Annotated in this window: 23 protein-coding genes; 13 read left to right on the forward strand and 10 right to left on the reverse strand. The window is 61.4% G+C overall.

Features of this window, described 5'->3' with window-relative positions; genetic code table 11:
* Positions 1-71 precede the first annotated feature (71 nt).
* The 3 genes from mazF to HS122_06495 form a co-directional block, all read right to left on the reverse strand.
* The gene (gene mazF, locus HS122_06485; protein MBE7538041.1) at positions 72-413 is read right to left on the reverse strand and encodes an endoribonuclease MazF; all 342 of its coding nucleotides are present in this window, start codon (positions 411-413) and stop codon (positions 72-74) included.
* Entirely contained in the window at positions 413-655 is a 243-nt protein-coding gene (locus HS122_06490) for an AbrB/MazE/SpoVT family DNA-binding domain-containing protein (GenBank protein MBE7538042.1), read from the reverse strand. The genes mazF and HS122_06490 overlap by 1 nt, the downstream gene beginning before the upstream one ends.
* A 474-nt stretch (positions 656-1,129) precedes the next feature.
* Complete coding sequence (locus HS122_06495; protein MBE7538043.1) at positions 1,130-1,327, reverse strand: hypothetical protein; 198 nt, start codon at positions 1,325-1,327, stop codon at positions 1,130-1,132.
* Positions 1,328-1,525: 198 nt separating this feature from the next.
* Between HS122_06495 and HS122_06500 the strand changes: the two genes are divergently transcribed.
* Together HS122_06500 and HS122_06505 are read left to right on the forward strand one after the other, a co-directional pair.
* On the forward strand, positions 1,526-1,750 hold the full coding sequence (locus HS122_06500) for a hypothetical protein (protein MBE7538044.1): 225 nt from the start codon (positions 1,526-1,528) through the stop codon (positions 1,748-1,750).
* Entirely contained in the window at positions 1,747-2,133 is a 387-nt protein-coding gene (locus tag HS122_06505; protein ID MBE7538045.1) for a type II toxin-antitoxin system VapC family toxin, read from the forward strand. Before HS122_06500 ends, HS122_06505 begins: the two co-directional genes overlap by 4 nt.
* 77 nt (positions 2,134-2,210) lie before the next feature.
* Here HS122_06505 and HS122_06510 read toward each other — a convergent pair whose 3' ends face one another.
* Positions 2,211-4,076 (reverse strand): ABC-F family ATP-binding cassette domain-containing protein, encoded by a 1,866-nt coding sequence (locus HS122_06510; GenBank protein MBE7538046.1) that lies wholly within the window; start codon positions 4,074-4,076, stop codon positions 2,211-2,213.
* A 347-nt stretch (positions 4,077-4,423) separates the two neighbouring features.
* Here HS122_06510 and nirK point away from each other — a divergent pair, with 347 nt between their 5' ends.
* The 4 genes from nirK to HS122_06530 all read left to right on the forward strand — a co-directional run bounded on the left by nirK (position 4,424) and on the right by HS122_06530 (position 7,967).
* The gene (nirK, locus tag HS122_06515; GenBank protein ID MBE7538047.1) at positions 4,424-5,917 is read left to right on the forward strand and encodes a nitrite reductase, copper-containing; all 1,494 of its coding nucleotides are present in this window, start codon (positions 4,424-4,426) and stop codon (positions 5,915-5,917) included.
* A gap of 33 nt (positions 5,918-5,950) precedes the next feature.
* Positions 5,951-6,739 (forward strand): formylglycine-generating enzyme family protein, encoded by a 789-nt coding sequence (locus tag HS122_06520; protein MBE7538048.1) that lies wholly within the window; start codon positions 5,951-5,953, stop codon positions 6,737-6,739.
* Positions 6,736-7,356, forward strand: a complete 621-nt coding sequence (locus HS122_06525) for an SCO family protein (GenBank protein ID MBE7538049.1) — start codon at positions 6,736-6,738, stop codon at positions 7,354-7,356. The genes HS122_06520 and HS122_06525 overlap by 4 nt, the downstream gene beginning before the upstream one ends.
* 125 nt (positions 7,357-7,481) lie before the next feature.
* On the forward strand, positions 7,482-7,967 hold the full coding sequence (locus tag HS122_06530; GenBank protein MBE7538050.1) for an asparaginase: 486 nt from the start codon (positions 7,482-7,484) through the stop codon (positions 7,965-7,967).
* Here the strand turns inward: HS122_06530 and HS122_06535 are convergent.
* From HS122_06535 to HS122_06550, 4 genes are all read right to left on the reverse strand, one after another.
* The gene (locus HS122_06535; GenBank protein ID MBE7538051.1) at positions 7,924-8,958 is read right to left on the reverse strand and encodes a 2-dehydropantoate 2-reductase; all 1,035 of its coding nucleotides are present in this window, start codon (positions 8,956-8,958) and stop codon (positions 7,924-7,926) included. The genes HS122_06530 and HS122_06535 overlap by 44 nt on opposite strands.
* 24 nt (positions 8,959-8,982) lie before the next feature.
* Entirely contained in the window at positions 8,983-9,702 is a 720-nt protein-coding gene (locus tag HS122_06540; GenBank protein MBE7538052.1) for a TerC family protein, read from the reverse strand.
* A gap of 126 nt (positions 9,703-9,828) precedes the next feature.
* The gene (locus HS122_06545; GenBank protein ID MBE7538053.1) at positions 9,829-11,112 is read right to left on the reverse strand and encodes an NAD(P)/FAD-dependent oxidoreductase; all 1,284 of its coding nucleotides are present in this window, start codon (positions 11,110-11,112) and stop codon (positions 9,829-9,831) included.
* Positions 11,113-11,316: 204 nt separating this feature from the next.
* On the reverse strand, positions 11,317-11,742 hold the full coding sequence (locus HS122_06550) for a Spy/CpxP family protein refolding chaperone (protein MBE7538054.1): 426 nt from the start codon (positions 11,740-11,742) through the stop codon (positions 11,317-11,319).
* 100 nt (positions 11,743-11,842) lie between these two features.
* Between HS122_06550 and HS122_06555 the strand changes: the two genes are divergently transcribed.
* Positions 11,843-12,214, forward strand: coding sequence for a metallopeptidase family protein (locus HS122_06555; protein ID MBE7538055.1), 372 nt, complete (start codon positions 11,843-11,845; stop codon positions 12,212-12,214).
* Between the two features lie 169 nt (positions 12,215-12,383).
* Positions 12,384-13,067 (forward strand): lipid-binding SYLF domain-containing protein, encoded by a 684-nt coding sequence (locus HS122_06560; GenBank protein MBE7538056.1) that lies wholly within the window; start codon positions 12,384-12,386, stop codon positions 13,065-13,067.
* Positions 13,068-13,093: 26 nt separating this feature from the next.
* On the opposite strand, the gene HS122_06565 is transcribed toward HS122_06560, so the two are convergent.
* Positions 13,094-13,570 carry a CinA family protein gene (locus HS122_06565; GenBank protein MBE7538057.1) on the reverse strand — a complete coding sequence of 159 codons (477 nt, stop codon included), beginning with the start codon at positions 13,568-13,570 and terminating at the stop codon, positions 13,094-13,096.
* Positions 13,571-13,613: 43 nt separating this feature from the next.
* Entirely contained in the window at positions 13,614-17,972 is a 4,359-nt protein-coding gene (locus tag HS122_06570) for a hypothetical protein (protein ID MBE7538058.1), read from the reverse strand.
* A gap of 289 nt (positions 17,973-18,261) precedes the next feature.
* Between HS122_06570 and HS122_06575 the strand changes: the two genes are divergently transcribed.
* The 5 genes from HS122_06575 (at position 18,262) to HS122_06595 (ending at position 24,052) form a co-directional block, all read left to right on the forward strand.
* Positions 18,262-18,912, forward strand: coding sequence for a hypothetical protein (locus HS122_06575; protein ID MBE7538059.1), 651 nt, complete (start codon positions 18,262-18,264; stop codon positions 18,910-18,912).
* 204 nt (positions 18,913-19,116) lie between these two features.
* A complete protein-coding gene (locus HS122_06580; protein MBE7538060.1) occupies positions 19,117-21,183 on the forward strand; it encodes an adenylate/guanylate cyclase domain-containing protein in 2,067 nt (688 codons plus the stop codon).
* Complete coding sequence (locus HS122_06585) at positions 21,180-21,683, forward strand: hypothetical protein (GenBank protein MBE7538061.1); 504 nt, start codon at positions 21,180-21,182, stop codon at positions 21,681-21,683. The genes HS122_06580 and HS122_06585 overlap by 4 nt, the downstream gene beginning before the upstream one ends.
* Complete coding sequence (locus HS122_06590) at positions 21,680-22,504, forward strand: M48 family metalloprotease (protein MBE7538062.1); 825 nt, start codon at positions 21,680-21,682, stop codon at positions 22,502-22,504. The genes HS122_06585 and HS122_06590 overlap by 4 nt, the downstream gene beginning before the upstream one ends.
* Positions 22,505-22,543: 39 nt before the next feature.
* Complete coding sequence (locus HS122_06595) at positions 22,544-24,052, forward strand: mechanosensitive ion channel (GenBank protein ID MBE7538063.1); 1,509 nt, start codon at positions 22,544-22,546, stop codon at positions 24,050-24,052.
* Positions 24,053-24,060: the final 8 nt, after the last annotated feature.

Genomic DNA, 24,060 nt, shown 5'->3' on the forward strand with positions numbered 1-24,060 from the left:
CGATGGGGTCGATCCGTGTCACACCCGGTGCTGCAACCTCCTCACTTCCTCGCAGCCTGCTTCACTGGAGGTTAGGCGCTTTCGTCGATCAGCGGTAGAACCAGCGAAACGACCTCATTCAGAACATTGTCGTCCGTCGCCGAGGCAAACTCTGCCCGCCGCACCTTCCAATCAAGACTCTTGACCTGATCGGCAAGAATCACGCCACTGACTGCCAACCCGTCGGGAAGAACTATCTCGAACGGATAGCCCTTCGCTCTGGAGGTTATTGGACAAGCGAGAAACAGACCGGTCTTTCGATTGTACGACTCGGGCGATAAGACAAATGCTGGACGCCGACCGGCCTGCTCATGCCCGGCTTGGGGATCAAAGCTGAGCCATACAATATCACCTCTTTGAGGTATGTAGCTCATCACCAGACTTCCCTGCCCACGGCTTGTCCGGTCTCAATCGCATCGTGTCGATTGGAAGCACGAACCCCCTTCAAAAGATCTGCCAATGCATGTCGCCTTCGAACAAGCGGGCGAATTATTAGCGCGCCGGACTTCAAGCTCAATTCCACTTCAGAGCCTTCGGATATCTTCGTTTCGGCGGCATATGCCCGCGGAATCCTGAGAGCCAGGCTGTTTCCCCAACGTTGAACCGCAGTTTTCATGGCTCTACAACGTAGCTACGCACCAGCGACGGTCAAGCGCCCTTTCCTCGGCAAACTTCCCGGACCTTTTCGACTGTCTGTGTACGGCAACTTTCTCTCTGTAGATCGATGCCTCACCCCCGACGACTTCGTCCAACAGTGATGCAGGCAGATCGTATCAGCCCCTGTCCCGCAACCTCCTCACTTCCTCGCAGCCTGCTTCACTGGAGAATCGGCCTTGGCGCTATTTTAGGAAAGCGTCGTAGTCGGCGTGTGAGCCAATCCATGTCCAAACGACCCCTTCGGGTCTGTCCTTGCCGATCGCTCGGTAACTTATCCCTACACGAGCAGACAAATAGGCTCCGATTTTCTTCAACCGTAGTGACGGATGGCGCGGATTCTCTTTCAAAATAGCAAAACTCTTGTCGGCGAGGTCACGAACGCTTTCCGGGAGAAGTCGGTAGTGGAACCAGAAGTCAGGTGATGCGAAATGCTTCACAACTCGGTGCACTCGCCCGCTTCGAACGACGCATCTGCCTTCTTTCCCAGTCTGTCGAGCTTGCCTGCCGCCACATCGCGCTCGAACTGTTCGTCCCAGCGCTTCGCGGCATACTCCTCCAGCCATCTGGTGAACGCACCAAACTCGCCAGAAGATAGGCTTCGCACTTCCTTTTCGAGGTCGGCTAAACTCATGGCGAAAACGTTACCAACGCACCCAGAACGCTGCAAATCATTTTGCCGAACGTTTGAGCTCAGACACGGAGTTGAGCTGACGTCGGGGGCATCGATCGGGTGCAACTTTCCGATTCAATTATTAACACCGGGCAATCCGTCCATTGGAGACATTTCAACCGGGTTGACATTGCTGTCAGACAATGTTGACTGACAGACATGAAAACCACGATCCGGGCATTTCAAAGGGAGTTTCCCCGAATGCGCAGGCTGGCCGCAGCGGGCAAGACGGTGGTCATTGAGGCGAACGGCCAGACCTTTGAGTTTCGCGCGCGTGCCGCGAATCCCAGTTTGCTTGGCTGCATGAAGGAGCGCACGCATGCCGATCGACTGTGTTCGGGACCGGTCATACCCTTGCAGGAATGGGGTGATCTGGCCAGGTGAGATACCTGCTCGACACACATGCTGTTCTCTGGAGCGCAGCTGACTCGATCCGGCTGTCCGCCTCCGTTCGCCGCTTGCTGCGGGACCGACCTGACAGTGACTTTGCGATGGCCGCAATCTCCCTCTTGGAAATTGCCCGCTTGGCAAGCGTGCGCGAGGTGGGGTTGGATCCCAGTCCGGCTCAATGGCTGGAGGACATCCCCCAACGCTATGCGATTCTGCCTCTCACGCCTGCCATTGCCTGGCGCACCGTCTGTCTTGAATGGACACACAAGGATCCCGCGGATCGCATGATCTGCGCCACTGCGCTGGAGCATCAGCTCACCGTCATCACCCAAGACCGCGAAATCACCCGCTGGGGAGGGGTCCGGGTGCTTTGGTAGTCCGGGAACAAGAGCCAAGGGGTCGACGACTTGCAGACGCGAGGCCCTCCAGTTGGCAATGTCGTCAAACCAACAGGCTAGCCGGCCTTCTCCATCTCGGCCAGCCGGCCCGCGGCCTGTTCCCAGGCCTCCGTTGCCTCGGTGATCTGGTCGACGATTGAACTCAGCTCCCGGTTGAGATGCTGCGCCTTCCCCGGAACCGCATAGGTCTCGGGCGCCTCGAGTTCTGCGGTGAGCTCGGACTGCTTTGCCTCGAGTTCGGAAACCGTCTGTTCCAGTTTCCCCACCTCCGTGCGGAGTTGCTTCAGCTCAGCCTTGTTCACTGCGGGTTTCCTGGCGGGCGCGGCCGGTTTCTGCGTTTCGGCAGACTGGGCCGGTCGCGCGTCAGTGAAGCCCGCGGTCAGCGCCGCCCGTTCATTCGTGGCCTTCGATTTTTCAAGGTAGTAGTCGTAGTTTCCGGCGTAGGGCGTGAGGCGGCCCGAATGCACGTGAAGGACGGTCTGCGCCAGCGCCCGGATGAAATAGACGTCGTGGCTGATGAAAACGAGCGTGCCCTCGTAATCCTTGAGCGCGTTGACCAGCGCGTCGATCGACTGGATGTCGAGGTGCGTGGTCGGCTCGTCCATCATCAGGAAATTGGGCGGCTTCACAAGCAGCCGGGCCAGCGCCAGGCGCGACTTCTCGCCTCCCGAAAGCACCGACACTTTCTTGAAAACATCGTCCTTCCGGAAAAGGAACGCACCGAGAATCGCGCGCACCTGCTGCTCGGTGAGCTGATTCTCCTGCGTGCGGAGCTCCATCACGTTGTCAAACACCGTCGAATCAGCCTTCAGGTTGTCGAGGCGGTTTTGGGCAAAATACCCCGTGACAACGTTGCTGCCCGTTTCACGCGTGCCGCCCTGGATCGGAATCACATCCGCGAGGATTTTCAGCAGTGTTGACTTGCCGGAGCCGTTGGGGCCGACGAGCACGATGCGCTGCCCGCGCTCCGCCGAGAAGTTGAGATCGCGATAAACCACGTGATCCCCATAGGCTTGCTGCACGTTCTCCAGGGTGGCCACCTTGAGACCGGAGCGCGGCGGCTGGGGGAACTTGAAATGGATGCGCTTGAGTTCCTCCATCGGCTCATCGACCGCCACCTCCTTGAGTCGCTCGATCTGCTTCTCCTTCGACTTCGCGCGCGAGGCCATCGAGGCCTTCGCACCAAAGCGGTCGACGAACTTCTGCAGGTGCGCGATCTCGCGCTGTTGATTCTTGAAGGCCGCCGCCTGCTGCTCCTTGCGCGCCTCCTTTTCGACAAGGTAGTCGTCGTAGTTTCCGGTGTAGCGGTGCAGGGTGCCGCTGCGGAGCTCGAGTATGCCATTGCACAGCGCATTCAGAAACGCGCGATCGTGCGAGATGACCACGAGTCCGCCGGGATACCGGGTCAGATAATCCTGAAACCAGAGCAGCGCCTCCAGGTCGAGGTGGTTGGTCGGCTCGTCGAGCAGGAGCAGCGCCGGCTCGTTGACAAGGAGTCGCGCCAGATGCGCGCGCATCACCCAGCCGCCGGAGAACGACTTCGCAGGCTTGAGGGCATCAGCCTCTCGGAAACCCAGTCCGGCCAGTATCTTTTTCGCGCGCGGCTCGAGCGTATAGTCGATGTCGTAATCGTCGTCGTTCTCGGGCTCGAGTTTTCTGCCGCTGGTCGCGATGTGCAGGATCGATTCATCGCCCACCGGTGCGCTCTCCTGCGGGAGGAATCCGAAATCGGAGCCCCGTTCCCACGTGATCGTCCCTTCATCCGGAGCCTCCTCGCCAAGGATCAGATTGAAGAGCGTCGACTTGCCGGCGCCGTTTGGACCGACCAGGCCAAACCGGTCGGTCCGGGCTACAAACAGCGACACCCCGGCGAAGAGCTCGCGGGTACCGTAGGACTTGGCGACATCAGCAATCGTTAGCATGCGAATCGAACACCAAAGCCCATCCCAAGCCCTCCGCCCAGCCCGATTTTTCCAGCGCTGGCTCTTCATGCAGCTCGTATTCACGAAAGTGTCCGCCGTTCACCCAGCTCCACGGGGTTTGACACTTTGAACCTGCTGAGTCTCAACAAGACCAAACGCACCCAAGTCGAATCGACGCTGGTGAAATTTCCTCTTCTTGATCTACATCAAGAACCTCTTTCAAGCTGTGTGTATGATGTCACTGTGATCTACTTTTCTAATGATCAAACAATCATAGCAGAAGAATAACTTATCCATAATTAACCCTTTCCGTTGCCATTCAACTGAAACCGCAATTCCTCCAAATCATGAAAAATGCCAGATTCCTTGCTGGAATCCTCTTCGCCTCCGTCACCGCCGCCAATGCGTTCGAGGGTCCATCCGAAGCAATCGGTCGTGTTCATCTTCCGGCGCATATCGCCGCCCTGCCGATTGAAGAAGCCGTTCTGACGGCTCCTCCCCACGTCCCGCCAGCGATCAAGCGGCGTTCACCGGCACGCGTCGTTGTCCACCTCGAAGTCCGCGAGGTGACCGCGCGCATCGCCGACGGCACGCAGTACACGTTCTGGACTTTCGGCGGAAGCGTGCCCGGCTCCTTCATTCGCATCCGAAAAGGCGATGTCGTTGAGTTTCATCTCAACAATCACCCTTCCTCCAAGCTGCCCCATAATATCGACCTCCACGCCGTGACAGGTTCGGGTGGCGGCGCTTCATCGACCTTTACAGCCCCTGGCCACAGTTCGCAATTCACCTTCAAGGCCTTGAATCCAGGCCTCTTCGTCTATCATTGCGCCACCGCTCCAGTGCCCATGCACATCGGCAACGGCATGTATGGACTGATCCTCGTCGAGCCGGAGGAAGGCCTCCCGCCTGTCGACAAGGAATACTACGTCATGCAGGGCGATTTCTACACCAACGGCCCCTACGCGGGCGGCGGTCTCCAGCTGTTCGACACGCCCAAGTCCATCGACGAAAGACCGACTTACGTGCTCTTCAACGGCTCCGTGGGTTCGATCATCGGTGACAAGTCCCTCACCGCCGAGGTTGGCGAAAAGGTGCGCATCTACTTCGGCGTTGGCGGTCCCAATCTGACCTCCTCATTCCACGTCATTGGAGAAATCTTCGACAAGGTTTACGTCGAAGGCGGCACCCATGTTGCCCAGGAGAATGTTCAGACCACAATGGTGCCGGCGGGTGGAGCGGCGATCCTTGACTTCAAGGTGGACGTGCCCGGCACCTATGTTCTCGTCGATCATTCACTCAGCCGCGCCTTCAACAAGGGCGCACTGGGCATGCTCAAGGTCAGCGGGCCTGAAGACCGAGTGATCTACTCCGGAAAGGAAGTCGACGCCGTCTATCTCGGATCAGCAGCCGAGGCCGGCTCGATTGCAGCCAAGCAGCAGGTTGACCTCGAAAAGAAGATCGCCGCCGAGATCAAGGCCAACCCGACCATCGTCAGCCTCAACAAGGAAATGCAGATGGCCAAGGGGAAGCAGATCTACATGGGCAATTGCTTCGCCTGCCACCTTCCCTCAGGCGAGGGCATCCCCGGTGTCTTCCCTCCTCTTGCCAAGTCCGATTACATGATGGCTGATCGCGATCGAGCCATACGGATCGTGATGAAGGGATTGAACGGACCCATCACCGTCAATGGACAGGCCTACAACGGTGTCATGCCGCCGCAAAGGGATATTCTCACCGAGGAGCAGATGGCCGACGTGCTCACCTACGTTACCAATACCTGGGGCAACACAGCCGAGGCCTTCACGGTCGACGATGTTCGCCGCGTAAAGGGCGAATAGGCCGGGCCAATCCAACCAGGCATCCCACCGACCATGCCTCGCCACGCATTCCTGCCGATTGCAGCCGCCGTTGCACTTGCAACCGGCAGCGCGCTCATCGCTGGCGAGGCCATGGTCACCATCCCCGCCGGAATCCACCGGCCGGTCACCCGGTCTGCGACGGATCCCGAAGCGATCCAGGTCGCGGCCTTCCGGCTTGAAACGCTGCCGGTTACCAACGCCGAGTTTCTCGCCTTCGTCACCGCCAATCCGCAATGGAGGCGATCACAGGTTTCCCCGCTCTTTGCCGACGAGACCTACCTGCGTCACTGGGCGGGCGATCTTGAACTCGGAGCCAAGGCACTTCCCGACGCACCGGTCGTCAACGTGACATGGTTCGCCGCACGCGCCTACGCCCGCAGCCAAAACCGCCGTCTCCCAACCCTCGCGGAGTGGGAACTCGCCGCAACCGCCGGCTATGCGACACGCATCGGGCGCGATGAACCCGCCTTCGTTCGCGATCTCTACGCCTGGCTGGTAGCGCCCACCCCTGATGTCATTCCATCAGTCAGCACCGCCCGCGCCACGCTGGACGGCGCCCGCGGCCTGCATGGACTGGTCTGGGAATGGGTGGACGATTTCGACACCGCCATGGTCACGGGCGAATCCCGCGCCGACGCCGCTCGCGACCAGAATCTTTTCTGTGGAGGCGCCGCCCTGGCGTCCACCGACCCAAGCGACTACGCAGGCTTCATGCGCCAGGCTCTGCGTTCATCACTCAAAGCCCGTCAAGGCACCAGCTCCCTCGGATTCCGCTGTGCCGCCGATATTTCAAAGCCATGAACACCTCACTCCTACGTTTCGCAGTTGTTCTATTCGCCGCCGTCCCCGCACTCATGGCGGGTACGCCTGCCTGCTGTCACGCGCCGCTCACCGCGGATGCTCCGCTGCCAGCCGCCTCACTCTACCAGACGGAAGTTGCGTTCACGACAGACTCAGACACTCCGCTCCGGCTCGCCGAATTGCGCGGCCAGCCTGTCGCCCTGGTCATGTTCTTCGCTTCTTGCACGCACGCCTGCCCTGCGACCGTTGTCGATCTCGTGCGCATCCGGGAGAAGGTCCCGGCGGCGCTTCGCGAAAAGACCCGCATCGTGATGGTGACTTTTGATGTTGAACGGGACACCCCCGCCGCTCTCCGCGCCTTCCGCGAAAGCCGCGGCATCCCGGCCGACTGGGTGCTGCTGCACGGATCAAACGACGCCGTGCGAGAACTCGCCGCCCTCCTCGGGGTGAAGTACAAGCGCGAGGCCGACGGCATGTTCGCCCACTCCAATCTCGTTACCATTCTCTCCCGCGACGGCGAAATCACCCACCAGCGCGCCGGCCTGACCGGAGGCCTGGACGAAGCTGCGGCCGCACTTGCCGCTGCAGCCGCCGTGGGTGACGGCGCCCGGTCCTGATTCGCGGTCAATGCAGCTTTCGCTCCTCCATCAGGCATCTTCCCTGAGGAGGAGTTCAACAGGATTCAACAGCGAGGATCCATGACCGGTTGACGCCGTGCCGGTCGCTTCAGAGCATGGCGGGCATGAAACTTCGCGTCCTCACCACGGGCGGAACCATCGACAAGATCTATTTCGACGCAGCCAGCACCTACGATGTCGGGGATCCACAGGTCGATCCCGTGTTCAAGGAGTCAAACGTCACCTTTGAATACGTCGTGGAGTCCGTGCTGCGAAAGGACAGCCTCGTGATGACGGACGCCGATCGTGCGCTCATCCGGGAGCGCGTTCAGGCGGCGCCCGAACGCCTGATCCTGATCACGCATGGCACCGACACCATGACCCAGACGGCAGAGGTGCTCAAGGGCATCGGCGACAAGGTCATCGTTCTCACTGGATCGATGATTCCCGCGCGTTTTCGCACGTCCGATGCCATCTTCAACCTGGGCTGCGCCGTCGGCGCGGTGCAGGTGCTTCCAGCCGGAATCTACATCGCCATGAATGGACAGATCTCACCCGCGGACCGCGTCAGGAAGAATCGATCGATGAACCGGTTCGAGGCGAAATCCTGAACACTGCAGAGTCCGCCTGCGACTGCCGTTGCGCGGCAAGTTGCACGATCAAGGCATGCAGCATCGTCATCCGCGGGACTGCAGCGCCCGCCGCTAGAGCCTGCCTCAGCGGCTCGCCCCAGATGGACTCCACTTCAACGGGTTTTTTCTCCAGAAAATCCACCACGCTTGACGGAAAATAGGCGCCCATCGGCGGAGTGACATCATATTGTTCGCGTGCGAACTCCTCAGGGATCGAGAAACCAAGCGCGGCCGCCGCGGAACGCACTTCGTCCATCAACGCACGAACTTCGGCGGACAACCGGGCGTTCGCACAAATGATGTCGGTCGACACTCCACCCGCCGCAATGCCCAGGCCATTGAACGGGATGTTCCAGACGAGTTTTCGCCACCGCGCCTCATCGAGGCGATCGACAACACGGTTGGGAATGCCGGCACGTTGAAAGAGTTCGCCAATCATGCGGGCCTTCGCATCTGCAGGGCGGCGATATGCCCCAAACGTGATGGTGCCGCGATGAAGGCACGTCACCTCGCCTGGCGCTGTGCGCATGCTGGCAATGAAGCACAGTCCTCCATAGACAGCGTCGGGTGGGATCATTCGGGCAAGATGGTCCTCGTTTCCGAGTCCATTTTGAAGCGTCACGACAATCGTTCGCTCACGCAGCAGCGGCGGCAGGAGGCGCGCCAGTTCACCATTGGACACGGTCTTGAGCGTGATGAGGACCAGGTCCACAGTTCCCGCACCCTCGGGAGTGGTGTGCGCATGAACTGGAAAAATCCGCGTCACGTCATCACCTTCCCGCAGCACCAGGCCCGATTCCTGGAGCCGGGCGTAGTCGCTTCTAACGATGAAGTGAACCTCGCACCCCGCCTGCGCAAGACGTCCTCCGTAGTAGAGGCCAAGTGCTCCCGCGCCAAGGATCGCGACCTTCTGGAAACGACGCGCGTCCGCGACCGAGTCCTCCCTCCCGAATGCAGTGCGCGACTCCATTTCCAGCCTGATGCCGTCCCGGCGCTAGTGCGCCCGCGCCGCGGCCTTCGCGCGGAGCTTCAAGTTGACAAACTCCACCGCACAGGAAAAGGCCATCGCGAAGTAGATGTAGCCCTTCGAAATGTGCTGGTGCAGCCCCTCCGCCATCAGCGAGACGCCGATGAGAATCAGAAAGCTGAGCGCGAGCATCTTGAGGGTGGGGTGGCGTTCGACGAAGTCACTGATCACCCCGGCAAATGCAAGCATGACTCCAAGGGCGATGATGACGGCTGTCATCATGACCCACAGCTGGTTGGCCATGCCGATGGCGGTGATCACGGAGTCGAGCGAGAACACGATGTCCAGCAGGATTATCTGGGCGATCACCTTCGAGAAGGAAACCGCCTTGCTGGCGACGGCATGCCCACCCGCGCCTTCGAGTTTTTCGTGAATCTCATAGGTGCTCTTTGCGATGAGGAACAAGCCTCCGCTCAGCAGGATGATATCCCGCCCGGAAATTGAGAACTCAAGGACATGAAACAAGGGCGTCGTGAGCTTCGCAATCCAGGCGATGCCCGCCAGCAGTAGCAGTCGCGTGACCAGGGCCAGTGCGAGACCCGTTTGCCGCGCCTTGGCCTGCCTCTCCTTGGGAAGCTTTCCGGCGAGAATCGAAATGAATATGATATTGTCGATGCCGAGAACGATCTCGAGCGCGGTGAGTGTCAGCAGCGAAATCCAAACCTGGGGATCTGCGAGAAATTCCATGGAAAAAGATCGAGCAGCGAGGCAGAGTCGCAGCCACGGGTCAATGCGTTGCGAAAGACGCCTGCAACGATTTCTGTCGGGCAAATCCAGCGGATGAAGTGCAGCCCGGTTGCCGGGCGCCGCAGATCACGATCCCGATTCCGTGACACCAGTCAGACTCTCCGCTGCGGCGCGCCCTGCGAGCCAGCCGGTCGTCCAGGCGGATTGGAAATTGAATCCGCCCGTGATTCCATCGATGTCCAGCACCTCGCCGGCAAGGTGGAGCCCCCGGCACTTCCGGCTTTCCATGGTACGGAAATCCACCTCGTTCAGCCGCACGCCGCCGCACGTGACAAACTCCTCCTTGTTGGCGCTCTTTCCCGTGACAGAAAATCTCGCGGTGATCACCTGCCCGGCGAGCTTTGCAATGGCGTCATTCGAAATCTGCGTCCATGTGGTGGTCTCACGCACACCTGCGGCCAACACCAGACGCTCCCAAAGGCGCGCTGGCAGGGGAAAGGGAGAAGACCCGCCCAACTGGCGGCGTGGATGCCGGCCGCGATGCGCAATCATGGCCATGTGGGCCGAGTCACGCGTATGCGTCGGGCAGAAATTCACCCCGAGTTCAAACTTGTACCCGCGTGCCGCCAGCACCCGGGCGCCCCATGCCGAAAGCTTCAGGATTGCCGGCCCGCTCATGCCCCAATGCGTGACAAGCAATGGTCCGCGTTCCTTCAGATCTGAGCCGGTCACGTGCGTTGAAGTGTCATCGAGGGACAATCCGGCGAGACCCTCAATGCGAGCATCATCAATGTGAAACGTGAACAGCGAAGGGACAGGAGGCTCAATCGTGTGCCCAAGCATCTCAGCAATCGACGAGCCCAGGCCCTTGAGCCCCCCTGTCGCCAAAATCAGCCGGTCAGCGATCAGGATCCGTTCGTTGGTGAGTTGAATCCTGAATCTGCCGTCTGATGCAGGGGCGTCCGGAGCCTCAGGTGGGCTTGCGTTGACCCTGCGAATCGGCGTCTGGATCAGGAGTGCGACACCTGCCCTTTCCACCGCCTGCATCAAGGCCGACGTGATCGTGGCCGAGTCGTCGGTGACCGGGAACATGCGCCCGTCCGACTCGGTTTTCAACGCCACCGAATGACGTTCAAACCAGGCGATCGTGTCCAACGGGCCGAAGCGATGAAAGGCGCCGAGCAGCTCCCTTCCGCCACGAGGATAGTGTCTGACAAGATCACGGGGGTTAAAGCAGGCATGCGTGACATTGCAGCGTCCGCCGCCCGAGATTCGAACCTTGGCGAGAGGATGGGCGGTCGCCTCACAGAGCGTAACCCGCCCCCGCCCCGCCAGCATCTCCGCCGCGGCGATCGCTGCGAAACAACCGGCGGCGCCAGCACCAACGACAAGGATGTGAGGACGGTCCATCCCGCACATTCAAGCGAACCCCGAGTCCCATTCCAATCGTGCAATGAGGCGCGCCAGCCAATGTCCCCCCAAAAAAAATGCAGGACCGGCGCGCAAACGCCGGTCCTGGTTTTCCCCCAAACGACTCTTTCGAGTCAAGTTGTGTGCGCCGCCACTGCTGTGGTTGATGGGAACAGCGCCGCCCTGCGCATCGCGTGGCTCGGATTACTCCGAACTCTTGGAGCTGCTGCCGTGGGATTCCCCGCCAGCCTTGCCCCGGCCGCGCCTGCCCCGGCCTTCCTGGGACATCTTGTCGAACGTGGCCTGCTGCTCCGGCGTCAACACGGCGCGAATCTTGCCGTTGGTGCTGCGCATGAGGCCCATTAGTTTCGTGCGCCGGTCCTGCTTCGAAAGCGAGGTGTCATCAGCGAGCGCCTTCATCGCAGCCGCCTGTTCAGTAACAATCTCCTTTACCTGCACTTTTTGTGCGTCCGTCAATGACAGCTCCTTCGACAAATGACTCAAGCGGTCCGCCACCTGTCCCCTCCTGCCCTCATGTGCAGGTTTGTCGGGATTCTGCGCGCGGATTGAAGGGATGGACAAAGCGGCCAAGGCAAGGCTCGCCGCGAAAAACAATTTTGACGATTTCATGGGAGTGAAGATTGCGGGTTGAACAGCGGTTGAGCGAAGCGCTGACGGGAGAATAAGACGCGCGACAACCCCTGCGGTTACATGATACACAACCTGCGCGATGACTATTGGGGAACTGACAATCCTGGCCGAGGCGACGGTCTGCGCCAGCCGGCGAAAACTCCCGAAGGCCCTTCAGTCTCTGGCGGAGGCGCTTCCCGTTGTTTATCATGACCGGCCAGGCGACGAAATTCTTGGCGACGAGTTTGATCCCGAAATTCTTGGCATGTTTGTAGGCTCGCCCTTCGGCCTGGACAGCGCTGATTCCGGAGACGTTCCGCCTCATATCCTTCTGTTTCTGGAAAATATCTGGGATCTGGCGGACGCCGATCGCGACGAATTCATTCATGAAGTGAAGCTGACCTATCTTCATGAACTTGGGCACTATCTCGGATGGGATGAAGCGGAGGTCGCGGCACACGGATTGGAATAGCAGTCGCGCGGCTGAAGACTGCCTTTCATCTGCGTTTTCGACCCCCCGCCGGACGGAACATCCCGGACTGAGAGCGGACAAAGTGCAAACGAGCACGCTATGGCCTACTCCGCGCTTCCCAAGCGATGGCAGGCCTGTTTAGCATCCGCGGTTCGTTTTCCTTCCTATGATGAAAAAACTCCTTTTTTGCATGTGTGTGCTGGGCCTGACGGTCAGCAATGCGTTTTCAGGCAGCCGGTTGACCCGCAAGGAGTGTGTTACACGAGTCGAAACCTGCGAAGCCATCATCCGTGAATTCCAGGCGAATCCTGCAACAGCGATACCGGCGTCCGTGCTGGCCCGCGCGACCGCCATTGTCATCACGAATCAATTCAAGGCCGGTTTCATCCTTGGAGTGAAGGACGGCTACGGCGTGCTGCTTCTGAAAAAGGTTGATGGGCAGTGGAGTGTTCCGGGCCTGATCAATGCAGGTGAAGCCAGCGTCGGTCTCCAGGTGGGGGGCAATGCGATCGAGACCATCTACGTTTTCATGGATCCACGCACGCCCCGGCTCCTTTTTTCACAGCGCCTCAACGTGGGCGCGGACGCCGAAGCCGTCGCGGGCCCGCGCGCCGCTGATGCCGAAAGCACTACCGAGGAATTTCGCAAGCACCCGGTGCTGGTCTATACGAAAGCCCGGGGACTCTTCGCTGGCGCTTCGGTAAAGACCGGATTTCTCTCCCGTGATGATGCAGCGAACCGCCTGCTCTACGAGACCACGTACGGTACGCCCGAGATCGTGGACAGTGACTGGATCACGCCGCCCAGCGAGGCTCGCCCTCTGATGGACTACATCCGCTCCATCACGAAATAGCCGGCTGGGTGCGGCTGTTTTCCGAACTAACGAATGTCTCGAAGGTAGCGCTCAAGACGCTGGATAACCGCGTCCGCCACGAATTCCTGCACACCCACGCGGGTTGAGTGAGGAGCCTCGATCCTCGCGGATTCGACGTAGATCTCATTCCTGGAGCGATGATGCACCAGCGCCCGCCAGGCAAAAGGTGTCATCACCCCATCCTCCCGAGAAGGCTCGGCCCAACCGGTGGTTGCAAGTCCGATGTCGCTGTCGAACAGTCTGCAGGCCCCCAACGCCATCTGTTCGGCAACCAGTGCGGATACGCCTTTTGTCGACTCCACGGCGCGGCGATCCGCTCCGAGCAGGCGAATCTTGCTCTCGAGTGTGTATGCCGTGATTCCGCCGCAAAAGAAGTCCGACGCACCCGAATGTTCCGTGGCGCGCGCCTGCACCCAGCCGGCCGTCAGGCTCTCCGCGACCGCCAGGGTCCATTGTGGCGGGCCACGAAAAAGGAGTCTCAATGCATTCACGCGTTGAACACCCTGGGCATGTCCCGGCGCCTCCCTACTGGACTTCGTACACTTCGATCAGCGCGACACCCTTTGCCCCTGCGATCGCCGAGGTGACCTGGGCCGTGTAGGGACCCGGCGCAAGGGTTACGAGGATGGCGGAGTCCTTGCTGCCTGGCTGCAGTGCAAATCCAAGCGTCGAACCCTGGATCGAATCCGTGCTCCAATTGTCGTTCTCCGCCACCAGCGCACCGCCGGCAAAGATTTTCAGGAGCGGATCCGCGAGCACACCTGTCACTCCAAAGTCGCTCAGCGTCGGGCCGATTCCCCGGATGAGCACGCGTTTGGGTGCGTTGCCCGAAACAATGAATCCGCCGATCAGTGTCTCATCTCCGGAGCCCGCCTCATTGCGCACTGATATGTTCACCAGACGCTGGCTCTCCAACTGCGGGTTGGCGCTCGCATCGTAAACCTCCGCCAGCGCGATGCCCGTGCCCCCGGTGACATGCACCGTGTACAATCCTGGATTCAGCGTGACCAGCAGCGCCGAGTCCGCCGACGCCTCATCCAGCGCAAACGCACCGATTCGCGCGGAGGTTGTCCGGACATCCGCCACATTGGAGGCCGTCGTCCACCGCGTGTTCTCCGCGACCTTCGTGCCGCCGTTGAAGATCCGCACCGTGGGATTCTCCAGAACGCCCTGCACGCCAAACGGCAGCAGGCCCGGACCCACGCCTCGCACCAACACGGTCTTCGGAGCAGTGCCGGCAACCACGAACCCGGTGATCAGGGGACTGGCATCACCATTGGCCTTCGATCGCGCCGACAGATTCACCAGCCGGTCATTCGGCGAAATTGAAGCGCGCACCCCCGCAAAGGAAATGATGGGCAGGCTCTGGGCTGCAACCGTGCTCGTGATCGCACCCGTCTGCGCATCCACCTTGCCCTGCACAAGCGTGCTTCCGGAAGTGAACGCGAACGTGCCATCCAGGCCCAGTGTCGTCGTGCCAGAAACGCGGCTCAGCGGCAGCACCGAAAGCACGAGGGTCTGGCCCTGCGGACCGACCGCCACATATGTCGTACCCTTGGACGTGCCGAGCGCCGTCAATCGATAGAAACCCGCGAAAGGCGCCTGACCGCCCTCGGTCGCAAGCAGGGGTGCATTGAAGGTCTGCCCGATCGGTTCGATCGTGCCGGACAATACGCCGTTCGAAATCTGGCCCGTTATTGTCAGAGGAAGCGGCGAACCGTTCGTGACATCGACCGTGCGCGTGAACGAATTCCCCGTCAGCGAGAAATCAACCGCGGTGTTGACCAGCAGCGCCGGCGCCACGATGAGCAGCGTGCCCTGGTTGGACGCAGATTGATAGGTGGCTCCGATGTCGCCATTCCGCGTTCCGCCAGCTCCGCTGAGCACCGCGCCAAAATACGTGGACGATCCCGTCGACGACACCGCTATCGAAAGCATGACGTCCGTCGCGGGCAGATAGGTCGAATTGCCAGCCTGGCTCAAGCGCAGAAGCACGGTACCGGCCGCTCCCGTGAGCGTGACCGTGCTGCCCGAAAGGGTTGCGGGGCCACTCACCAGGGTGATTGTCACCGGAAGTCCTGATGTCGAGGTGGCGACCACGGCGAACGGGGCTGACGTCGTCAGTTTGTCGCCTGGAGACGTCACATTGATCGCCTGCGCGACGCGATTCGTCGATCCGCTCGACCGGTCGACTGACACGGCGTTGTAGTTTCCATTGCCGGCCTGCATCGCCCGGACCGTGACCAGCGCTCCGTCGTTCACCGTGAGCAGGTTTCCAACCACGGTTGCATTGCCCGAGACAATGGAATAGGAGACTGGCAGGCCGGAACTCGCCGTCGCACTCAGCGCCACGGGCACACCGATTGTGATGGACGGAAGCGTGAACGTGAGAGTTTGCGACGCCTTGGCGATGACCAGCGTTCCCGTCGCCGTTCCTCCGAAATTGGAATCTGCGGATGTCGCCTGCACCGTGTAGGAACCGGCGTTCGTCGGCGCTGTCGGGCTGCCATCGTACGTGAATATCAGGGGTGATCCCGATGGTGTGGTGGTCGCACTGACCGGCTGGGGCTGGCCGTTGTACACGCGATTCAGCCCCTCCAGCACGATCGTCAGCTGCGATGGTGTGATTGTCAGCGTGCCGTTGACCAGGTTCGTAAAGGCATAGTTGCTCGCAAGGAGCGAGCCCGCGCTGACCGTGATCGGGTAAGTGCCGGGTGCGCTCGTTGCCGTTGCGCTCGTCGACAGTATCGGAGCCCCCAGCAGCACAGAGGATGTCTCACCGTTTACAAAGCCGGTGATCGAGGCCGTCAGCGTTGGCGTGAGCGTATTGTAAGCGCGCGACTTGTCATCCGCCTTGATGGTGAGAACCGCCTTGTTCACCGTGAGCGTGCCGGGAGCGGTGACGAAGGAATAGTTCGTGGCAGCCAGATCACCCAGGGCGACATTGATGGGAAACGTTCCCACTGCGCTGTCCGTTGTCGCAGTCGTGGTAAGGGCGGGCGCGCCCGTGACGCCGGAGGTTGCCAGCGTTTCTCCCCCAACAAAGCCGGCATATGTCACCGTGAGCGCGGGATTCGCCGAGCCGTAGGCGCGCGACTTGTCGTCCGCCTTGACGGTGAGCACGGCCTTAATGATGGACAGGTTGAACGACGAACTGGCACTGCGCGCGGGGGTGCCGTCATCGGTGGCAGTCACCACAATCACCGAGGTCCCGATCGCCGCCATGCCGCTGAAGGCGCGCGTAACCGGGTCGAAAGTGATTCCGGACGGCAATCCGGAAACCGAGTAGGCCAGGTTCTGCCCGACGTTCGGATCGACAAACATGCCGGCGGGAACGACAAACGTGAACGGCGTCTTGTAGCCCACAGATTTCGCGCCGATCGCCTGGACAAGTGCGGGCGCCTGGTTCGTGGCGACGAGCGCACTGGGGCCGGCCCCGGGTGCGACATTCCCCGCAAGATCCGATGCTGTCGAAGCTGCGAGGCTGATGCCGATCGTTCCCGCACCCTGGATGTTGGTAAGCGTGATGACGCGCGTCACCAGCCCGGTGCCCGAGACCTGCACGGATGCGGTGACCCCGGCTGACGCATTGAGCTCAACGTCCGCTGGGCTGAGCGTGACGACTTCCGCGCCGGTGTAGGTCACCGTGAAGCTGACCGGTCCGCTGTCGGTGTCGGGGGACGACGGCGCCCCGATGGAGGCCGTGGGCACCGTGTTGTCGATGGTGATCGTCTCCCCGCCCGTAAATCCGGTGACGGCTGCGTTGCCGGCGGCATCAACAATGCCCGTGCCGGAGGATTTCAGATCGAGCCGCAGCGTGCCGTCTCCCGCCACGCCCGTGACATTCATGGTGAAGGTGCCCGGCGAAGTGGGTACCAGCGAGCTGAGCGTGCCCACGGCCGTGCCGGTTTTTGTCAATTCGAAGTCAGTCACGTCGACCCCGCTCACCGATTCATTGAAGGTGATGGAAAACGCAACAGACGTCGCCTTTGTCGAAGCCGGCCCGACTCGATTGGAAGAAACAACCGTCGGCGCAACACCATCAATGACCACGGCGCTGGTGCCTCCAACGCCGTTGAGCGTCGGGTCCGCATTGTTGAGGGCGGCATCCCGCAGAGTGGCGCCGTTCACATTGATCGTGCCGGAGAGCTGCAGCCCCGTCAGATCGAGATCAGTCGTGCCAACCGTGTAACGAAACAACAGGGAGGATGAGCCTGAGCCGGATACATAGATCGCAAACGGCGCTCCGCCTCCATCCAGCGTGATCGGCAGGAACGGCAGGCCGCCCGTGCTGACGTTGACGACCTTGTTGAAATTGACCGTGAAATCCAGGGTCGCACCCGCCTTGTAGAGTCCGCTGGTGGGAACCGCAACGGTCGTGACCACGAGTGGCACAGCCTCAATGATGATGCCGGCGGTCGGTCCAACATTGGACAGGACCAGGCCGGCATCCTGCAGGGCCGCATTCTTCATGGTCCCGCCATTCAGATCGATGGAGCCCGAGAGCGTGATGCCATCCGGATCGCTGTTGCCCGCGGCCGTGACATACCGGAAACGCAGGGTCGTCGCGCCGGAGCCGGCGAAGTAATTCGCATACACGACGCCGGAATTCAGCGTTATCGCGATGCGCGGCACGCCGGTCACGTTGACGGCCTCATTGAAAAAAACAAAGAAGTCGAGCGCCGTGCCGCCAGGATACGCGCCAGCCGCGGGCGTATCGACTCCGGTGACCACCGGCGCAGCGACCGCCGTTCCGGCAAGAGCTCCCAGAAACACCACACCGGCGACCGCTCGGCGGACGCCCTGCCCGACACAAACCAACGCGCGAAGGAAATCAGCACACCGGGCCGGCAAGGAACTCAATTGAATCAGCGAAGCGGTCATTTTCATGGAAAATATTTCGGAATGAAGTGGGTTGCCCGGAGAACTACGCGACACCGGCCCATGATCGAGTCCTCAATGGACAGCAGGCCAATGCGCGGGATCCATTTGCCATTTCATCAAAGCCATTGCCAGCTTGGTTACGGTCAACCCCAAAAAGCCACCTTTGGAGCCTCCGTTGTTGAAGTCCGTGTAAAAGTCTCCGCAAACACTCCGCAAAGGCGCAAAACCGCTTCCTGCAATTAGGGTTTGCCTTCGAGGCGGCAGTCCGTCGATTCAACGGGTTCATCCAATGACTCCCTGCCAGATCGAAATCCTCAATCTCCAGATTGAAACCCCTTTCGCACAAATCCGCGCTCTCAATCATGAGGATATTCGAACGTTTTCCGAATGGCTCTGCGACCCGGAGGGATTCCGTCTTCGGCCCGACCAGGTTCGGGTAAAGACCTGGGATCCTGTCTTTGGTTACGAAATAATCGCGCAATTTTTCGGCGAAAACGGCTTTCTGGTGCGCACCGCCGATCGCATGCGGGTCGGCGTCAAGAACGCCCGCTCTGCGAACGACTGGGAGATCATCCAGCAGCTTTTCGTGCGTTTCCTTCATCAGGAAGCCAATGCACGCCCTGACACGGTCCGCAATTTTTCAGCGACGGCCCACTTGAAGGTCGATGAACCCTTCACCGCGGCCGAGTTCCTTCAGCGTTTTGCGGTCGTTCCGGGAATCGAACGCCCCGCGGCGCTCAGCTACGTGAAAATCGCGGACTGGGAGAAGGACATCCGCATCGTGATCGAGCCCTCAAACATGCTGCCGGGGCAGTTGTTTGTGTCCTGGGACAGCCAGTTCGGCGCAAATCAGGACTGGGACACCTTCGTGCCCGTGCTCATGACCGTGATGGAGAACTCCGCCGCCATTTTCGATCTGCAGATCGCGCCACTGCGCTGATTCCCACCCCGAAAACAGCAATATCCGCAATTGGACATCCCGATCAGCGCCTCGCCGGGCCTGGTCTGGCGGTCCTCCCGCCAATCTTTCTGAATGTTTGCATGCAACGCTGCAGACTTGTGACGTGAGTGGCGGGCTGCTTTCCTGATTCCCCAGCGGCCTCAATCGCTTGAGCCTTCGACGCGAATCAAGATTGCACTCCCAATGTCGCCGCCCCAGCCAGTCCGGTGGTTTCTCTCCCGTTTCGCGGCACCGCTGATTGCAGTGGTCGCGGTCGCGCTGCTTTCGCTTCTGGGAGGGCTCCGCGCTTTGGATCGCACCTGGCATGATGCCTTGCAGCGGGTCTCTGCCCAAAATGACCATCCGCCGGCAAACACGGCGTTCGTCCTCGTCGATGAACAATCGCTCGCAGCCATGGGCGGCGATGCCTTTGGCATGCGCTGGCCCTGGCCCCGCAAGGCCTTTGCCGGACTGTTCGCGGCGCTTCACCGCGCGGGGGCAAGGGGTATTGTCGGGGATTTCCTTTTTCTCGAGAACTCGGATGCCGCGGAGCAGGATCTCCTGCTCGGTGCCGTCGCCGCCGGTATTCCCGAACTGAATCTCGGATCGCTCGGCGATCGCTCCCCGGTGTTCTGGCCGAATTCGTTTCGGTCATCCCACCCTTCCCTTTTCAGTCGATCCGCGCGCTGGGGCTCGGTGAAAATCGATTCCGACAACGACGGTGTCATCCGCTCCTACCAATGGAGGGACTCGCTCGCCGCCGCGGCACTGAATCCGCAGCCGGCGCCACCGCCGCCGGACAGGATCCGCCTGCGCTGGTTCGGTACTCTCGACCAGCTCCGGGCGCGCAAGGTCGATGTCCTTCCCGCCGCACCTTTCGTCGCCGCGGGACTCGATCTGCTCGGCACCGCACTCACCCAGTCTCCGGAAATGGATCCCCTGCGGCTCATTCAGGCGGTCGACGCACAACCCGCCCCGGTCGGTGACATCTTCGACCGGGTGCGTGGCAAAGTCGTGTTTGTCGGCGCGAATGCGGCCGGCACCTTCGACGAAATCGCCACACCCCTTGGCGCGCCCGAACCCGGCGTGATCGCCCACTGGACCGCCTTCGCCAATGGAATGACCGGAGGCTTCCTGCAGGACGGACCCCGCGGATTCAGCCTGTCCGCCCTGCTCGTTGTCGGCGCGGCGATCGCCTGGCTGGGACAGCCTGGACGCGGGCTGCTGGCGGCGGGTGTCGCCTCCGCGGCAGGCGTCCTCCTGCTGCTCACCGGCAGCGTCATCGCGTTTGTATTCGGTTTTTGGTTACCGCCAGCGGCCCCCGCGGTGGGAGCGGCCGCCGTGTTCTCCGCAACCGCCGTGGCCGGATTTTCCTTTGAGCGCGCACGCAGGCGCGAGATCCAGTCGTGGTTTGGCGCCTATGTCTCGCCCTCGGTCGTGAAGAGGCTCATCGCAGACCCCGGCTCCCTCGCGCTCGGCGGCGAACGGCGCGAGGTCACCCTTTTCTTTTCCGATCTCGTCGGTTTCACCGCGCTCTCCGAAAGCCTGTCCGCGGAAAAACTCGTGACCGTCATCAACCTCTGTCTCGAGGAACTGAGCAGCGCGGTCTTCGATCACGGCGGCTATGTCGACAAATACATCGGCGACGCCGTCATGGCGGTCTTCGGACATCCGGAAGACCTGCCAAACCACGCCGAGGCAGCCTGCCGCGCCGCCCTCGACTGCGGGCGCCGGCTCGAAAAACTCAATGAGAGCCTGATGCGCGACCATGGCGTGCGGCTCAGCCTGCGCATCGGCCTCAACACCGGTGAGGCCGTGGTCGGCAATGTGGGCACCGCGCGCAAGCGCAACTTCACCGTGCTCGGCGATGCGGTCAACCTCGCCTCCCGGCTGGAGGGCGCAAACAAGGTGTTCAACACAGGCATATTGATCGGCCCGCTCACCGCTCGTGCCGTCGCCGGCAGCTTTGTCACCCGCCCCGTGGCCCTCCTGCGCGTGAAGGGGAAAACGGAGGCCGTCGCCGTGCACGAACCGCTCTGCCCCACGGTCGCGGCTGATGCCTCCACCCTCCGCTTTGCGGAAAAATCGACCGAGGGCTTTGAAGCCTTCGTCGCCGCCGACTTTTCATCAGCCACCCGCGCCTGTCAGGAAGCCCTCGAGCTTCGCCCCGGCGATCAAGCCTGCCTTCGCTGTCTCAGGGAAGCCAAGGATCTCGCCGCAAAAGGCGTGCCGACCGGCTGGGAACCCGTATTGAATCTGGATACAAAATGAACACCACCCTCCTTCCAAGCCGCGCCATCCGGGGCGCTTTGATCTGCCTGGGCATCGCCTCGAGCGCCCTTGCATTCAACAAGGGTTCAACCGCATACGGCAAGCGCGCGGAGACCAACCTGCTGACGGAGCCCAACCCGCTCGCCGCTGTCGCGGGAAAGGCTGCGTTCGCCGAGGCCCTCACCGTCATCGAGACCCGCGGGTCCTGGCTTCATGTGAAATCCAAAAATTCCGGCGGCTGGGTCTTCGAGGGCAATGTCGCCGCCACCAAGCCCTCCCACGCCCCCGCCGCCGGTCTGACAACCGTCAGCGCCTCCTCCACCAATACCGTGGCCGCGGCACGACCGCTCAGCGAGGCGGGATCCGCCTACGCCGGACGCCACGGGGGAGCCAGCGCACGCGACGACCTGGCCTGGCTTGAAAAAGCCGCCGCCAAAACAACGGGCGCCGACGTCGAGGCCTACCTCAAGGCCGGAAAAAAGGGGGAATACCGCCAATGAACTCCCCCCGCATTTTCTCCGCCTCGCTCTGCCTCGCGTTCGCCCTCGCATTCTCCGGCGCATCGACGGCACGCGCTGCATTCCCCAATTTCGGCGAGCTCGGGGACAAGATCCGAAAGGCCGGGCAAACCGCCACCCACGCCGGCAAGGTCCTCAAGGGAGCCTCCGGTCTCTCACTCGAAGAGGAACTCGCCGTCGGCGACGCCGTCGCCATCGAAATCGTCAACCGCTTCGGCGGGGTGTGGCGCGACGATGCCGCCACGCAGCGCGTCAACCTCGTCGGTCGCGCCCTCGCGCGTTACGCCGACCGACAGGACCTGGTCTGGACTTTCGGTCTGCTCGATTCCAACGCCGTCAACGCCTTTTCCGCTCCCGGCGGACGCGTGTTCATCACGCGGGGACTCTACCAGCGACTGGTTTCCGACGACGAACTCGCCGGTGCGCTGGCGCATGAAATTGAGCATATCGACCGCCGTCATGCATTGAAAATCATCGCACGCGGAGAACTCCTGAGCGGCGTCGCGGGACTGGTCGCCGACAGGAGCAGCGATTTCGCGAGATTCGACGAGGCCATCACCCACATCACTTCACAGATTCTCGAAAAGGGCTTCGACCCAGGCACGGAATTCGACGCTGACAAGCAGGGCCGCAACCTCGCCTCCACCACCGGCTTTGCTCCGGGCGGGCTTCGCGCCGTGCTGGTCGGCCTTCGCAGGGACACCGCGGCCGCATCCCGGGAGGTCTTCTCCACGCACCCACCGCTCGACGAGCGCCTCGAACGCCTGCCCAATGATCCATTGCCGGCGCCAGCCGCGAAATAGCAGGAGGCCGCGCAGTCCGCACACCCATCCAGATCCCCAATGACCGAGAATCTCCCCGGCTTGCGCGACTCCCTTGTCATCGTCGGAGTCGGCCTGGTTTCCTACCTTGTGCTCATCGCGATGGCGCAGGCCCTGCGCCGCGCCCGGGGACTTCGTTTCGGGTGGACGTACCACGGCTTTTCACTCCTTTCCGGCATTGTCATGGGGATTCACCTCAGCCGGTGGGAATCACCGTGGCGCGCCACAGCACTTCAGCAGATCGGCGCCATGGCGCTCCTGCTGGCTGCATTTCCCCTCGCACGAATCGTCAATCGCGTCGCCTGGTTCCGCGGGACCAGTGCCGGCTCCGGCGAATCCGGCCATGTGCCACGGGTTCTTCCCGATGCCACCGGATTGGTTGTCATCCTGATCACTGTCATCCTGGTCCTTCAGTTTGTCTACAAGGTCCAGGTTCCAGGCCTGCTCGCGGGCTCGGGCGTCATCGCGATCATCCTCGGCCTCGCCATGCAGGACCTTCTCGGAAACCTGATCGCGGGCATCGGGCTGCATTTCGACAAGTCATTCACGCCAGGTGACTGGCTGCAGATCGAGGGAACCCACGCGAAGGTCATCGAGCTCTCCTGGCGCACGACCCGCCTGATCACGAACGACGACGTGATGATCGACGTGCCCAACAGCAACATCGTCAAACAGGCCATACTGAATTTCGAGAAACCCACTCGCAGGCACGCCGTCAAGCCGCTGATCGGGCTCCACTATGACGTCCCTCCCGCCCAGGCCCAGCGCGTGCTTCAGCAGGCGGCTGCGAGCGTGCCGGGCGTCTGCGCGGATCCCGCACCCGTAGTCTACCTGAAGGAATTCGCCGACTCCGCAATCATCTACGAAATCAATGTCTGGATCGAGGACCACGGCCTCATGGACCCCGTGATGAGTGACGTGCGGGTGCACTGCTGGTACGCGGCCAAACGCGCCGGCTTTGAAATTCCCTATCCCCAGCTCACGCTCCACCGCGCCCTATCACCTGCATCGGACAAGACACTGCACGTGACCGCAGCCCAGGCGCTGCGCGCCAATCCCACCTTTGACTTTCTCAGCGATCCCCAGATCGAGGAATTGCTCTCCGCGGGCCGGACCGCCCTTTTCGCCGCGTCCGAAACCCTCGTGCGACAAGGCGAGGACGGGGCGTCGATGTTTCTCCTCGTAAAGGGGCGTGTGGAGGTGACGATAGCCCGCGGTGCGGAAAACGTCACGGCCGCCACTCTGAATGCCGGCGACTGCCTCGGCGAAATGTGCGTCCTGACAGGCGAAAAGAGAACGGCCACCGTCACCGCGTGCGACGAGGTGACCGCGATCGAGATCACCAAGAATTCCCTTTCCCAACTGCTCACCTCCCACCCCGCGCTGCTCGAGCGGCTGAGCGACATCCTCTTGAAGCGCCAGCTGGCGAACGAAAAGATGGCGATTGCAACGATGCCACCAGCGAAGGTGGAGGCGGCTCGCGGCAACGTGATGAAACGCCTTCGCGTCTTCTTCGAGCTCAGCAACTGAGTCCGCTC

It is taken from the genome of Opitutaceae bacterium (assembly GCA_015075305.1).
GTDB lineage: Bacteria > Verrucomicrobiota > Verrucomicrobiia > Opitutales > Opitutaceae > UBA6669.